Source organism: Halomonas tibetensis (assembly GCF_042643535.1).
GTDB lineage: Bacteria > Pseudomonadota > Gammaproteobacteria > Pseudomonadales > Halomonadaceae > Halomonas > Halomonas tibetensis.
This window is the reverse complement of sequence record NZ_JBHRSQ010000007.1, coordinates 262,520-276,800: the sequence shown is the minus strand read 5'-3', so window position 1 is coordinate 276,800 and position 14,281 is coordinate 262,520. Positions and strand designations below refer to the sequence as shown.

At 61.9% G+C, this 14,281-nt stretch carries 12 protein-coding genes and 3 tRNA genes; 4 read left to right on the top strand and 11 right to left on the bottom strand.

Annotated features, from left to right (window positions below; translation table 11 throughout):
- Positions 1-9: 9 nt before the first annotated feature.
- The 4 genes from rpsR to rnr form a co-directional block, all read right to left on the bottom strand.
- Positions 10-237, bottom strand: a complete 228-nt coding sequence (rpsR, locus tag ACFODV_RS04120; RefSeq protein WP_023004506.1) for a 30S ribosomal protein S18 — start codon at positions 235-237, stop codon at positions 10-12.
- A gap of 33 nt (positions 238-270) precedes the next feature.
- The gene (rpsF, locus tag ACFODV_RS04115; protein WP_379755048.1) at positions 271-648 is read right to left on the bottom strand and encodes a 30S ribosomal protein S6; all 378 of its coding nucleotides are present in this window, start codon (positions 646-648) and stop codon (positions 271-273) included.
- A gap of 151 nt (positions 649-799) precedes the next feature.
- On the bottom strand, positions 800-1,600 hold the full coding sequence (gene rlmB / locus ACFODV_RS04110; protein ID WP_379755045.1) for a 23S rRNA (guanosine(2251)-2'-O)-methyltransferase RlmB: 801 nt from the start codon (positions 1,598-1,600) through the stop codon (positions 800-802).
- 29 nt (positions 1,601-1,629) lie between these two features.
- Complete coding sequence (gene rnr, locus ACFODV_RS04105) at positions 1,630-4,044, bottom strand: ribonuclease R (RefSeq protein WP_379755042.1); 2,415 nt, start codon at positions 4,042-4,044, stop codon at positions 1,630-1,632.
- 233 nt (positions 4,045-4,277) lie between these two features.
- On the opposite strand from rnr, the gene ACFODV_RS04100 reads away from it, so the two are divergent.
- The 3 genes from ACFODV_RS04100 to ACFODV_RS04090 all read left to right on the top strand — a co-directional run bounded on the left by ACFODV_RS04100 (position 4,278) and on the right by ACFODV_RS04090 (position 4,649).
- Positions 4,278-4,364: transfer RNA gene (locus ACFODV_RS04100), tRNA-Leu, on the top strand.
- 68 nt (positions 4,365-4,432) lie between these two features.
- Positions 4,433-4,519 (top strand) — tRNA-Leu (locus ACFODV_RS04095).
- 43 nt (positions 4,520-4,562) lie between these two features.
- Positions 4,563-4,649: transfer RNA gene (locus tag ACFODV_RS04090), tRNA-Leu, on the top strand.
- A 98-nt stretch (positions 4,650-4,747) separates the two neighbouring features.
- Here ACFODV_RS04090 and ACFODV_RS04085 read toward each other — a convergent pair.
- The 3 genes from ACFODV_RS04085 to ACFODV_RS04075 all read right to left on the bottom strand — a co-directional run bounded on the left by ACFODV_RS04085 (position 4,748) and on the right by ACFODV_RS04075 (position 6,543).
- The gene (locus ACFODV_RS04085; protein WP_379755039.1) at positions 4,748-5,611 is read right to left on the bottom strand and encodes a DNA/RNA non-specific endonuclease; all 864 of its coding nucleotides are present in this window, start codon (positions 5,609-5,611) and stop codon (positions 4,748-4,750) included.
- 81 nt (positions 5,612-5,692) lie between these two features.
- A complete protein-coding gene (locus ACFODV_RS04080; RefSeq protein ID WP_379755036.1) occupies positions 5,693-5,968 on the bottom strand; it encodes an Lrp/AsnC family transcriptional regulator in 276 nt (91 codons plus the stop codon).
- A gap of 107 nt (positions 5,969-6,075) precedes the next feature.
- A complete protein-coding gene (locus ACFODV_RS04075; RefSeq protein ID WP_379755033.1) occupies positions 6,076-6,543 on the bottom strand; it encodes a methylated-DNA--[protein]-cysteine S-methyltransferase in 468 nt (155 codons plus the stop codon).
- 197 nt (positions 6,544-6,740) lie between these two features.
- Between ACFODV_RS04075 and ACFODV_RS04070 the strand changes: the two genes are divergently transcribed.
- Positions 6,741-7,055 (top strand): high-potential iron-sulfur protein, encoded by a 315-nt coding sequence (locus tag ACFODV_RS04070; protein WP_379755030.1) that lies wholly within the window; start codon positions 6,741-6,743, stop codon positions 7,053-7,055.
- 68 nt (positions 7,056-7,123) lie between these two features.
- On the opposite strand, the gene ACFODV_RS04065 is transcribed toward ACFODV_RS04070, so the two are convergent.
- The 4 genes from ACFODV_RS04065 to ACFODV_RS04050 all read right to left on the bottom strand — a co-directional run bounded on the left by ACFODV_RS04065 (position 7,124) and on the right by ACFODV_RS04050 (position 14,258).
- Positions 7,124-8,674 carry a SpoVR family protein gene (locus ACFODV_RS04065; RefSeq protein WP_379755027.1) on the bottom strand — a complete coding sequence of 517 codons (1,551 nt, stop codon included), beginning with the start codon at positions 8,672-8,674 and terminating at the stop codon, positions 7,124-7,126.
- 28 nt (positions 8,675-8,702) lie between these two features.
- Positions 8,703-9,989: a YeaH/YhbH family protein gene (locus ACFODV_RS04060; RefSeq protein ID WP_379755024.1), complete on the bottom strand. Its 1,287-nt coding sequence runs from the start codon at positions 9,987-9,989 to the stop codon at positions 8,703-8,705.
- A gap of 16 nt (positions 9,990-10,005) precedes the next feature.
- Positions 10,006-11,928, bottom strand: a complete 1,923-nt coding sequence (locus ACFODV_RS04055; RefSeq protein WP_379755021.1) for a PrkA family serine protein kinase — start codon at positions 11,926-11,928, stop codon at positions 10,006-10,008.
- A gap of 317 nt (positions 11,929-12,245) precedes the next feature.
- A complete protein-coding gene (locus ACFODV_RS04050) occupies positions 12,246-14,258 on the bottom strand; it encodes an FAD-dependent oxidoreductase (protein WP_379755018.1) in 2,013 nt (670 codons plus the stop codon).
- Positions 14,259-14,281: the final 23 nt, after the last annotated feature.

The following is a 14,281-nucleotide window of genomic DNA, read 5'->3' as shown; positions in this document are numbered from 1 at the left end:
GCCAGGCGCTTACTGGTGACTATCGGTGTAGGGCAGCAGAGCCAGATAACGGGCGCGCTTTACGGCGGTGGCCAGCTGGCGCTGATAGCGAGCCTTGGTACCCGTGATACGGCTGGGAACGATCTTGCCGGTCTCGGTAATGTAAGCCTTGAGGGTGTCCAGATCCTTGTAATCGATCTGTTTCACGCCCTCGGCGGTGAAGCGGCAAAACTTGCGGCGACGGAAAAAGCGTGCCATGTGAAGACTCCTTCAGAGGTGCGATGGGTGAGATCAGGCGGTTTCGGCGCGGGGCTTCTCGTCGCGATCATCGCGACGGACACGCTTCTCTTCCACCGGCTTCATCATCGGGGAAGCTTCAGTCACCGCTTCCTTGCAGCGCACCACCAGGCTGCGAATGATGGCGTCGTTGAAGCGGAAGATGTTCTCGACCTCGTCGAGAGTCTCGCCTTCGCACTCAACGTTCATCAGCACATAGTGAGCCTTGTGAATCTTGTTGATCGGGTAAGCCAGGTGACGACGGCCCCAATCTTCGAGACGATGCACGATACCGCCTTTTTCGGTAACGAGGCTGGTGTAGCGCTCGACCATGGCCGGGACCTGCTCGCTCTGGTCCGGGTGGACCATGAACACGATTTCGTAATGACGCATGAAATCTCCTTGCGGTTTGGCAGCTTCCACGTGAGACCTGGCTCCGGGGAAGCAAGGAGGTGATAGTAAAAAATCACGAGTACCCGTTCGAAGGACGAACGGGCGCAAGAATTGTAGAGAGTGGCGGAGGCGATAGCAAGCACCCGGCACTTCAGCCGCGTCGCTGGCGCACCACCTCAAACAGGCAGATGCCGGTGGCCACCGAGACATTGAGGCTGGACACGCTGCCGGCCATGGGCAGCTTGACCAGTAGATCACAAGCCTCACGGGTAAGGCGACGCATGCCCTTGCCCTCGGCGCCCATTACCAGTGCGGTGGGGCCGGTGAGATCGGCCTCATGGACCAACGTTTCGGCCTCGCCGGCAGTTCCGGTGATCCAGACCCCCAACTCCTTAAGCCTGGCCAAGGCACGGGCCAGATTGGTGACCTGGTAGACCGGCACGCTCTCGGCAGCCCCGCAGGCCACCTTGCGCACCGTGGCGTTGAGCGGCGCCGCCTTGTCCTTGGGCACAATGACACCGTGGACGCCGGCGGCATCGGCGCTGCGCAGGCAGGCGCCGAAGTTGTGCACGTCGGTGACGCCATCCAGCACCAGCAGCAGCGGCGGCGCCTCAAAGGGCCAGGCTTCCAGCTTGAACCACAGGGACGCTTCGCTCTCGAAGGTCAGAGGCGTGGCGAAGGCGATCACTCCCTGGTGGGCTGCCCCCTGGGCGAGCCGGTCGAGCTCATCTCGGGGACGGACCTGGATGCGAGCACCGCGACTCCCCGCCGATTCGACCAGCTCGGAGAGACGGCCGCCCGCGCTGCCCTCCTGGACCCACAGCTCCCGCGGCGTCTCGCCGCGGTCAAGCAGGGCGCGCACCGCATGCACGCCGAACACCGCCTCCAGGCCGCCAGGTACTGCCGGCAGGCTGCCGGCAGGCCGCCGGGGTCGCTTCTGCTTCATGACCATCCTTACATCCGTGGTGGAAGAGAAAACGCTCAGCGCCGCGAGCGGCGGCGACGTCCACCCCCGCGCTTCTTGCCGTCACCCTCCTCGGCCTTGGCCACCGGAGCGGCCTCGGCCTTGGGCGGCTTGCCACCGGCCCGCGCACGCCCCTTATCGGGAGCGTCATCCGCCCCGCGGCGGCGGCGCGGGGCCCGCTTGGGGCGAGGCTTGTCATCAGCCAAGGCGAAGTCAATCTTGCGATCATTGAGATCGACACGGGCCACCTGCACGGTGACCCCATCCCCCAGCCGGTAGCTCATGCCGCTGCGCTCACCCTTGAGGCGGTGCTTCTCGGGCTCGTAGTGGTAATAATCAGAAGGCAATGAGGTGACGTGCACCAGCCCCTCAACATAGACCTCATCGAGGCGTACGAAGATACCGAACTGAGTGACCGAGGCGATGGTGCCGTCGAATACATCGCCCAGCTTGTCGGACATGAACTCGCACTTGAGCCAGTCCTCGACGTCACGGGTGGCGTCGTCGGCGCGGCGTTCTGTCATCGAGCAGTGTTCGCCGAGCTCGAGCATCTGCTCGAAGGTATAGGGCGCCCACTTGCTTGGCGGCTCCACCAGCGCGCCGTCGGCGCGCAGCACCGTATTGGTCTGGCGCGGCCCACGAATCACCGAGCGGATGGCGCGGTGAACCAGCAGATCCGGGTAGCGGCGGATCGGCGAGGTAAAGTGTGCATAGGCCGGATACGCCAAGCCGAAGTGACCGTCATTCTGGGGTGAATAGACCGCCCGGCTCATGGATCTCAGCATCACGGTCTGGATAACGTCGGTGTCGGGACGATCCTTGATGACTTCGGCCAGCTCCCGATAATCCTGAGGACTGGGATCATCGCCGCCGCCCAGTGACAGACCCAGCTCATTCAGGAAGAGCCGCAGCTTGTCGAGGCGCTCAGGCGAGGGCTTCTCGTGGATGCGATAGAGTGCCGGCAGGTCGTGCTTGTCAAGGAAGCGTGCCGTAGCGACGTTGGCCGCCAGCATGCACTCTTCGATGATCTTATGGGCATCATTGCGTGAACGCGGGACGATCTTCTCGATCTTGCGCTCATCATTGAAGACGATGGCCGTCTCGGTGGTTTCGAAATCGATGGCACCGCGCGCTACACGGGCCTCGCGCAGCACCCGATAGAGGGAATGCAGATTCTGCAGCGATGGCACCAGCGCGCGATGCTCTTCGCGCAAGGCATCGCCCGCTGAGTCGCCCTCGTCGAGGATCGCCGCTACCTTGTTATAGGTAAGGCGCGCGTGCGACTGGAACACCGCCTCGTAGAAGCGGTAGCGACTGATGGTGCCGCTCTGGGAGATATTCATCTCACAGACCAGAGCCAGCCGGTCGACGGACGGGTTCAGCGAGCAAAGTCCGTTGGAGAGGAGCTCAGGCAGCATCGGCACGACCTGCCCGGGGAAATAGACCGAGTTCCCGCGTCGAATCGCCTCCTGGTCCAGGGCGCTGCCCGGACGCACGTAATGGGAGACATCGGCGATGGCCACCAGCAGTTTCCAACTGCCTGACTTGGTCTTCCAGGCACAGACCGCATCGTCGAAGTCCTTGGCGGTCTCGTCATCAATCGTCACCAGCGGCACATCACGCAAGTCGATGCGGCGGTGCTTGTCCTCATCGGCCACCTCGGCAGACATGCTGGCGATCTGGTCGTCGACCTCCGGCGGAAACTCGGCGGGGATCTCATAGCTGCGGATGGCAATGTCGATCTCCATCCCCGGATCCATGCGCTCGCCGAGCACCTCGATCACCTCGCCAACCGGCTGCACTCGGGTCTCGGGCTGCTGAACGATCTTTGCCGAAATCACCTGGCCGTCCTTTGCCCCGCCGCAAGCGCTGTGCGGGATGATCACTTCCTGAGTGATGCGCGGGTTCTCGGGGATCAGCACCCCGAACTCGGAGGTGTTCTGGCGGTAGACGCCGACAATGGTTTGCGTGTTGTGGGAAATTACCTCGGCGATGGTCGCCTCGTCGCGGCCGCGGCGATCCCGTCCGCTGACGCGAGCCAGCACGTAGTCACCGTGGAAGGCGCGGCGCATTTGCCTGGGCGGCAGGACCAGATCGGGCTTCTTTCCGTCCTCACGGAGCAGGAAGCCAAAACCATCACGATGTCCCAGCACTTTGCCTCGGATCAGATCAAGTTTGTCGATCAGTGCGTAGGCACCGGCGCGATTGCGCAGCAGTTGGCCATCCCGCTCCATGGCGGCCAGGCGACGACGCACCGCCTCCTGCAGATCCTCATCATCGAGGCCCAGCAAGCGGCTCATCGTCTCGTGGGTGATCGGTTTACCAACTTCCTCGAGCCGAGCGAGCAGGTACTCGCGGCTGGGGGCGGGATTGTCGTACTTGTGGGCCTCGCGGCTGGCGTGCGGGTCGTCGCTGAGCGTCCAATGGGTCATGCGTTGAGCATCCTTGGCAGGGTCGATGACGGCATGAGAGAAATGGCGCAAAGGCGCCCCAAGCATGAGGTCTGGCGTATCGTTTCAATTGTCATACACCCAGTATAGCGCCGCGCCGTCCACCACCCAACCATGGTGACCCTCGCTGCCACCCCGGAAAGGAAGAAAACAGCGGCTCGATGCCCCTATGACGCTTGCATTGGCGAAGAAATCGGGTAACATGCGCATCGCCTGCCCAGATGGCGGAATTGGTAGACGCGCTAGCTTCAGGTGCTAGTGTCCGTAAGGACGTGGAGGTTCAAGTCCTCTTCTGGGCACCATCCTTTCTTCAGGAATGATGGTGCGGAGTTCGCTCCCTGCTCTTTATCAGTTGGTATTGCTCGTGTTCGCCCAGGTGGCGGAATTGGTAGACGCGCTAGCTTCAGGTGCTAGTGTCCGTATGGACGTGGAGGTTCAAGTCCTCTCCTGGGCACCAGAATCCTTCGGGATTACCGCGAACACGACATATTGCATGATGCGCCCAGGTGGCGGAATTGGTAGACGCGCTAGCTTCAGGTGCTAGTGTCCGTATGGACGTGGAGGTTCAAGTCCTCTCCTGGGCACCAATCTTATCAACGCATCGTGCCGACTGAATCAGATAAGAACATCACAGGAAGCCGCGACATGGATCGCGGCTTTTTTGTGCCCGCTCGAAACACCCTTTTCAGAAACGCCCCGGCAAGCGCGCCACCTCCTCCAAAGCCCAGCCTTGGGTGATCACCTCTCCCTCCAGGACCTCGGCGACGACATCGGGCAATCGCGGGAAAAAGTTGAGCCCGGTAAGCCCCTCGATTTCGTCGACGCTGACAAGGTAGGCATCCAGTGGCTCATCGCCAAGCACCTCCTGGGGCATGAGGAAGGCCAGCACGCGAGGCTTATCCCCCGGCACGGCAATGATCTTGTAGAAGGCCTCGGGAACCTCTACAAGACCCACACGATTGAAGACATTGTCGAAAAAGCGCTCCGGGAATACCGGCCCGGTAATCACCTGAACTTCACCGAAACGCGGCACGAAGCGATCGATCACCACTTCCTCGAGGCGCTGCCACAACCGCCGGTTAAGATCCGGGCGCTGGGGCGACATGTTGCTCATGTAGAAGGTGTCGAGCTGCGCCTCCCGTCCGTGCACCGCTGCAATAGCGTAGTTGGGGGCCATATGGCCACGGTCGTAACCGCTGCCGGCGTAATGGTCAGTGCCGACTGGCCACAGGGTTCGCCAGTCCTTTCGAAAACCAGGCCGCGGGCCGGCGCTGGGATCCTCCACCGCCCGAAGCTGGTAGCTGACCCACAGCGGGTTGACCCGAACGTCGGACCAGCCCACCAGAAAGCCTTCGTTGCGCAGCACTCGATGCAGGCTGGGGAGTGTCGGGCTCTGCCACTCGGGCACACCCATCCACACCAGCTGATCGCGAACCTGACGCTCCTGTCCGTACCAGAGACCGGAGGCAACCAGCACGAAGAGCAGAGTAATACCAAAACGACGCGCCTGGCGGCGCCAGCGCGTAACGGGGGAACGACGACGACTCATCCTTGAATGGCTTCCAGCGAGCGGTGGGGGAACAGTGCAGGGAAACACCGACCGGACACCCTGGCGCCCGGCTCGTAACGGTTACCAGCCCAGTGAGAACATTGTTTCCAGGTCGTGGCGGGAATGCACCTGCATGGCATTGAGCGTCTCGGTGTCGCGGACACCCTCCACGGCGTTCAACCTTTCAGTAACAAGTTCTGCCAGGCTCTCGAAATCGCGGGTGCGGGCAATGGCCACCAGGTCATAGCGTCCGCAGGTAGAATAGACCTCGCTGATCCCGTCCACGTCGGCCAGGCGCTCAGCCACCGCCTTGACCTGGCCCTTCTCGGCATTGATCAGGATTACGGCATTCTGCATCGGGCACTCTCCTTGATGCGGCCCCACTGGGCGCGGTGGATATGCGGTCGGTGGCAACCGGCTAGAAAGCGAGTATACCAGTGCCGGCAGCCCGGCAGAATCGCGGTTCAGCCAGGAAGACTGCCTTCCATCTCGAGGAGCCGGCGCTTGAGCGCCAGTCCTCCGCTATAGCCGCCCAGGCCGCTGGCGGCAACCACTCGGTGGCAGGGAATCAGCAGCGGCAGCGGATTGGCACCATTGGCGGCACCCACAGCGCGAGCGGCGCCCTCGCGACCAAGCCGGCGCGCCAGTTCCCCGTAAGTGCGGGTTTCCCCCCAGGGAATGCGTAACAAGGCGGCCCAGACTTGGCGCTGAAAATCGCTGCCTCCCGGCGCCAACGGCAGGCTGAAGCTGCGCCGGCGGCCGTCCAGATAAGCCAGCACCTGCTCACGGGCATCGATCAGGGCATCGTCGTCTCGGCGAGCCCCCTCGGGGTCCGTCAACTCCTCGGCGGTGAGAATCAGCTGACGCAAGCCCGCTGGATCCGCACACAGCAGGATTTCACCAAGGGGGGAAGCAAAACGGGTGAAGATCATCGACTCTCCTGAACTCTGGCATGCTACGCGGCAGATTGCCGCACAGCGACTGGCTGGTTCGCATCGACATAGTCACTCTACTACCATAGGACAGCGAACTGTCTGGAGCAGCCCCTGTCTTAATCGTCGGTGGCTCACCACTCGCTAAAAAAGAAGAACAGGAATTGTTCCTGAAACCGTGACGAAAAGGAGATCCCATGGCCAACCATAGCCGTCGTGACTTCATGCGCAACAGCATGCTCGGCCTCGCTGCCCTGCCGCTGGGCGCTGGTATCCTCTCCAGAAGCGCCTTTGCTCAAGATCTTCCGCGCCTCGACCCGGGTGCAGACCAGGCCCAGGCACTGAACTATGTCGAGGATGCTGCCGAGGCAGCCGATCACCCAGCTTATGAAGAGGGTGAGCGCTGCGATAACTGCATGTTCTACCAGGCAGGCAATCAAGGTTGCCAGCTGTTTCCTCAAAACAGCGTCGAGCCAGCTGGATGGTGTCAGTCCTGGATTGCTCAGTCCTGATCGCTACACGGCACGTTTGAAGGAAACCCGCGCTTTGGCGCGGGTTTCGTCATTTCAGGGCGCGCAACTCAGGTCTGAGCCATCTCCTGCGGCAGCGGCCACTGATAGCGGCGCACCAACTCATCACCCTCCATTGACTCCAGTCGCACGGGGAACCCCCAGAGTTGATGCAGATGCCGGATCACCGGATAGACGCTGCGCGCCAAAGGGCGGCGGCTGTCCTGAACGTGGCGTAGCGTCAACGAACGATCACCGCGTATATCCGCAGCATAGACCTGAATGTTGGGCTCGCGCAGCGACAGGGCATACTGAGTAGCCAGCGCTTCGCGAACCCGTCGGTAACCGCGCTCGTCATGGATCGCCGAGACCTCCAGCATCTCCTCCTGGTCATCGTCCACCACCGTGAACAGCTTGAGGTCCCGGATGACCTGGGGTGACAGGAACTGCTGGATGAAGGATTCATCCTTGAAGTTCTTCATGGCGAACTCCAGGGTCTCACGCCAGTCGCTGCCGGCGGCGTCGGGAAACCACTGGCGATCCTCCTCCGTTGGATTTTCACACAGCCGCCTGAGGTCGCTGAAGATGGCAAAGCCCAGCGCGTAGGGGTTGATCCCGCTGTACCACGGGCTGTCGAAGGCCGGCTGATTCACTACTGCGGTATGCGACTGCAGGAACTCCAGCATCAGCCCCTCGTCCACCAGCCCCTCATCAAAGAGACGGTTCATCAGCGTGTAGTGCCAGAACGTCGCCCAGCCCTCGTTCATCACCTGGGTCTGGCGCTGGGGGTAGAAGTACTGAGCCAGCTTACGCACGATGCGCACCACCTCGCGCTGCCAGGGCGCCAGTAGAGGGGCGTTCTTCTCGATGAAGTAGAGCAGGTTTTCCTGGGGCTCCGGCGGGTAGCGACCACCGGTGTGCAGCCCGAGCGGATCATCCTCGTCGTGCCCCCCGGCCAGCGCATCCGCCACAGGCCGTCCGGGGATGGTGCTCCACAGGGTGTTGACCTGGGTCTGCAGATACGCCTCGCGCTCCTTCTGGCGGCGCGCCTCCTCGGCGGCGGAGATTGGCGAGGGGCGCTTGTAGCGATCGACGCCGTAGTTCTGCAGGGCATGACAGGCATCCAGCAGTTGCTCCACCGCCGCGACGCCGTGGCGCTCCTCGCATTCGGCAACGTACTGCCGAGCAAACATCAGGTAGTCGATGATCGAGCTCGCATCGGTCCAGGTGCGGAAAAGATAGTTACCCTTGAAAAAGGAGTTATGGCCGTAGCAGGCGTGGGCCATCACCAGCACCTGCATCATCAGGGTGTTCTCCTCCATCAGGTAGGCGATGCAGGGGTCGGAGTTGATCACCAACTCGTAGGCCAGGCCCATCTGGCCCCGCCGGTAGGCCTGCTCCACCGCCAGGAATTGTTTGCCGAAGGACCAGTGGTGGTAGCCGACCGGCATGCCTACGCTGGCATAGGCGTCCATCATCTGTTCGGTGGTGATCACCTCGATCTGGTTAGGGTAGATATCGAGGCGATACTCGTCTGCCAACCGTGCAATCTCGCGCTCGAACTCGGTGAGGATCTCGAAGTTCCAGTCGGATCCGGTGGCAATGGGCTTGCGTCGTGTCATGGTTCCTCCTCTGCGACACGCCAGGCGTCTATCCGCCAACGGCGCGTCGCTTGAACAGCTCACGGAACACCGAATAGACATCACCGGCCTCGACGATCTGGCGCATGGCAAAACGCGCCGAAAACTCGGCGGCCACCGTTTCGTACTCTTCCCATAGCGCCTGGTGGGCGTGAGGAGTGATCTCCACGTACGTGAAATACTGCAGGCGCGGCATTAACTTCTTGATCAGCAACTCTCGACAGGCAACGGAGTCGTCGTCCCAGTTGTCACCGTCCGAGGCTTGAGCCACGTAGAGATTCCACTGTCCCGGCGGGTAGCGCTTGGCGATGATCTCGTCCACCAGGGTCAGAGCGCTGGAGACAATAGTGCCGCCGGTCTCCCGTGAGTAGAAGAACTCCTCCTCGTCGACCTCCTTGGCGGCCGTGTGGTGGCGCACGAAGACGAGTTCGACCTTCTCGTAGCTGCGCTCCAGAAACAGATAAAGGAGGAGGAAGAAGCGCTTGGCGATGTCTTTGTGGGCCTGGGTCATGGAGCCCGAGACGTCCATCACACAGAACATCACCGCCTTGCTGGAAGGCTGGGGCTGGTTGGTCACGTTGTTGTAGCGCAGGTCGAAGGTGTCGATAAAGGGCACCGATTCGAGGCGCTTCTCGAGGCGTACGATCTCCGCTTCGAGCTCCTTGATGCGCGAGGGGTTACGCAGCACAGGGTCCTTGCGCTCCTCGATCTCGAGGGCTTCGCGCGCCTCTCGCAGGGCGCGGCGGATGGGCGCCCGCATGGCGATGCGCCGGGCGTGAGCCTCTCGCATGGAGCGCACGATATTGATCCGCGCCGGTACGCCATCACGGGAGAGCCCCGCCCTCACCGGCCTCACCTCGTCGAGATCCACCAGCGCCTTGCGCTCCAGATGGGGCAGTTCCAGGCCGTCGAAGACGAAGTCAAGAAACTCTTCGCGACTCAGGGTGAAGGCAAACTCATCCATACCCTCGCCCTGGTCAGAGGCGCCGCCTTCTCCGGCGCCACCCGCGCCGCCACCGCCGCCGGGACGGCGCAGGCGGTCCCCCTCGGTGAATTCCTTGTTGCCGGGCGCGACGATCGAACGCTTCCCACCCGGACCATGCTGGAATACGGGCTCGGAAATATCTCGGCTTGGGATCGATACCTTCTCGCCGCGCTCCATGTCAGTAATGGATCGTCGGTTAACCGCCTCCTCAACCGACCGCTTGATATGGGTCCGATAGCGATCCAGGAAACGCTGCCGGTTGACCGCGCTCTTATGCTTGGCGTTGGCCCGTCGATCGATGAAATAGGTCATGGATGACCTCCTTGGCCTACTGCGACTTGCGCACCCGCAAGTACCACTCAGAGAGCAGGCGCACCTGCTTCTCGGTGTAACCGCGCTCGACCATCCTGGCCACAAAATCCTCGTGCTTCTTCTGGTCCGCCTGGGAGGCCTTGGCGTTGAAGGAAATCACCGGCAGCAACTCCTCAGTGTTAGCGAACATCTTCTGCTCGATCACACCGCGCAACTTCTCGTAGGACTGCCAGCTGGGGTTCATGCCGTTGTTCTGGGCGCGGGCCCGCAACACGAAATTGACCACCTCATGGCGGAAATCCTTGGGATTGGAGATGCCCGCAGGCTTCTCGATCTTCTCCAATTCCTCATTCAGAGACTGACGGTTGAACAGCTCGCCGGTCTCCGGATCGCGGTACTCCTGATCCTGGATCCAGAAGTCGGCATAGGTGACGTAGCGATCGAAGATATTCTGGCCATATTCGGAGTAGGACTCGAGGTACGCCGTCTGAATCTCCTTGCCGATGAAGTCCACATAGCGCGGCGCCAGGTACTCCTTGATGTAGCGCAGGTAGCGCTCAAAGGTCTCACGTGGCAACTGTTCCTGCTCCAGCCTCTGCTCCAGCACATAGAGCAGATGCACCGGATTGGCCGCCACTTCGTGGCTGTCGAAGTTGAACACCTTGGAGAGAATCTTGAAGGCAAAGCGGGTGGAAAGCCCGTCCATACCCTCGTCCACTCCGGCGGCATCGCGGTACTCCTGGATCGACTTGGCCTTGGGATCGGTATCCTTGAGGTTCTCGCCGTCATAGACCCGCATCTTGGAATAGACGCTGGAATTTTCCGGCTCCTTGAGCCGTGAGAGCACCGTGAACTGTGCCAGCATACGCAGGGTATCCGGAGCGCAGGGCGACTGGTTGAGCGACGAGTGCTCAAGCAGCTTTCGATAGATCTTGACCTCCTCGGAGGCCCGCAAACAGTAGGGCACCTTGACAATATAGACGCGGTCGAGAAAGGCTTCGTTGTTGCGATTGTTGCGGAATGCCTGCCACTCGCTCTCGTTGGAGTGGGCCAGCACGATGCCTTCGAAGGGAATCGCTCCCATGCCCTCGGTGGGGTTATAGTTTCCCTCCTGGGTGGCGGTAAGCAGCGGATGCAGCACCTTGATCGGCGCCTTGAACATCTCCACGAACTCCATCAAACCCTGGTTGGCGCGGCAAAGGCCGCCGGAGAAGCTGTAGGCGTCAGGGTCGTCCTGGGAATACATTTCCAACTGCCGAATATCCACCTTGCCAACCAGCGACGAGATATCCTGATTATTCTCGTCTCCGGGCTCGGTCTTGGAGATGGCGATCTGGTTGAGACGAGAGGGATAGAGGCGTACCACACGAAACTGGCTGATATCGCCGCCGAATTCCTTGAGGCGCTTGGCCGCCCAGGGCGACATCACGCTTTTCAGGTAGCGGCGCGGAATACCGTACTCTTTCTCGAGCAGCTCGCCGTCCTCCTCGGGCGAAAAGAGGCCCAGCGGTGACTCGTAGACAGGCGAACCCTTGATGGCATAGAAGGGGACCTTCTCCATCAGCAGCTTGAGCCGCTCGGCAAGCGAGGACTTGCCGCCGCCAACGGGCCCGAGCAGGTAGAGAATCTGCTTTCGCTCCTCGAGGCCTTGGGCGGCATGGCGAAAATACGACACGATCTGTTCGATCGCCTCCTCCATACCGTAAAACTCGGAAAAGGCCGGGTAGCGACGAATGACCTTGTTGGAAAAGATGCGCGAGAGACGTGGGTCCTTGGCCGTATCGATCACCTCGGGCTCGCCGATGGCCTCCAGCATCCGCTCGGCGGCCGATGCAAACGTCGTTGGCTCCCGATGACAGAGTTCCAGGTACTCCTGCAGGGTCAGTTCCTCCTGCTGGACGCGCTCATAGCGATTCTGCACATGGTCAAAGATGCTCATCGATGCCTCCTTAAAGCCCGATGATTCGGCGCCTGATGCGTCAGCGGCGCTCCGGATCGTGACAAGTTCAGCGTAGGACAGTCCGGCACAGCATTAGCGGACATCGAATCAACGCTGACGTTACCCATTAAGAGCATGATGTCGACCAAGGGTTCGTTGGCCACCGTGCGGTTTTTGTCAACGCAACACTAGCGTGGCCCGCCGAGAAGACTCGGCGGGCCACGAAAGTAAGCCTACAGGTGAGCAGCGAAAGGTTCCGGGGGACTGGCCCCCAGGCACGGTAACCGGAAGATGAGACGATGCCATCCTTCGGATGGCTAGAGCCCTGCCCCCACCCGGGTTCCCTGATCGATGGCACGCTTGGCGTCCAACTCGGTGGCCTCGTCGGCGCCACCGATCAGGTGTACCTCGAAACCTTCGGCGCGCAGCGGCTCGAATAGTTCACGCACCGGCTCCTGGCCGGCGCAGACCACCACGCTATCCACCTCGAGCAGTCGAGCTTTTCCACCGACCCGCAGACGCAAACCGGCATCGTCGACGCCCAGGTACTCGCAATCGACAAGCGTCTCGACGCCGCGGTGCTTGAGCGAAGCCCGATGCACCCAGCCGGTTGTCTTGCCGAGGTCCTTTCCAGGCTTGGAGGCCTTGCGCTGAAGCAGGAAGACCTGGCGAAACACACTTGGGTTGCGCGGCGTCTTGAGGCCGCCCGGAGTCGCGACCGACAGATCCACACCCCACTCGTCGCACCAGGCATCGCGATCCAAGGACGAGTGAACGCCCTGAGTGAGCAACTCCGCCACATCGAAGCCGATGCCGCCGGCGCCGATGATCGCCACCCTCCGACCGACTCGCTCCGGGTGCAGGATCGCTGCGGGGTAGGTCATCACCTTCGGATGAGCGCTTCCGGGCAGCTCCAGAAGGCGCGGGCGTACCCCGCTGGCCACCACCACCGCACTGAAGTCGCGAAGCGCCTTGACGTCGGCCTCGCAGTTGAGGCGTACACGCACCCCATGGCGGTCGAGCATCACCCGGAAATAGCGCAGGGTCTCGTCGAACTCCTCCTTGCCCGGAATCCGCCGCGCATAGTTGAACTGCCCACCCAGTTCGTTACTGCGCTCGAAAAGGGTCACCACATGGCCGCGCTGGGCAGCAGTGAGCGCCGCCGCCAGCCCCGCTGGACCACCACCTACCACGGCGACCCGCCTGGGCACCTCGGCGGGTGTGATCAGCAGTTCGGTCTCGTGGCCAGCTCTGGGGTTAACCAGACAGGAAGTCGCCTTGCCCTGGAAGGTGTGGTCCAGACACGCCTGGTTGCAGGCGATGCAGGTATTGATCTCCTCTGCCCGGCCATCGGCGGCCTTGCTCACCCAGGCCGGGTCGGCCAGGAAGGGCCGCGCCATGGAGACCATGTCCGCGTGGCCTTCGGCCAGCACTTTCTCGGCTACTTCCGGCATATTGATGCGGTTGGTGGTCACCAGCGGTACCGTCAGCTCTGCTCTCATGCGCCGGGTCACTGCGGTGAAGGCCGCCCGCGGCACACTCGTGACGATGGTTGGCACCCGTGCTTCATGCCAGCCGATACCGGTGTTGATCAGGCTGGCCCCGGCAGCTTCGACAGCGCGGCCCAGGGCGACCACCTCGTCATGGGTACTGCCCTCCTCCACCAGGTCGATCATGGAGAGCCGGAAGATGATCAGGAACTCATCGCCCACCGCCTCGCGAATACGCCGCACGATCTCTACCGGGAAGCGTATGCGGCTGACGAATTCACCGCCCCAGGCGTCGTCACGGTGGTTGGTGCGCCGGCAGACGAACTGGTTGATCAGATAACCTTCCGAGCCCATCACCTCCACGCCATCATAGCCGGCTTCCTTGGCGAGCCTTGCACAGCGCACGTAGTCGGCGATCTGTTGCTCCACCTCGCTCTCGCTCAGCGCACGGGGTATAAAAGGATTGATCGGCGCCTGAATGGCCGAGGGGGCCACCAGCGCGGGACTATAGGCATAGCGCCCGGCATGCAGAATCTGCATGCAGATGCGCCCGCCCTCGGCATGGACGGCTTTCACTACGCGGCGATGGTCATGGAGCTGCGCCTCATGCTCCAGGGTGGCGGCCCCTTCGAAAACAGCACCTTCCGGATTGGGGGCGATGCCACCGGTAATGATAAGCGCCACGCCCTCCCGAACCCGCTCGACATAAAAGGCTGCCAGACGCTCGAAGCCACCGGGCGCCTCTTCCAGGTTGGTGTGCATGGAACCCATCAGCACCCGATTTGGCAGCGTCAGATGACCTACCAACAGGGGCCGGAACAAATGAGGGTAGGCGGTCATGTTGCGCTCCTGGTTGTTTGCAG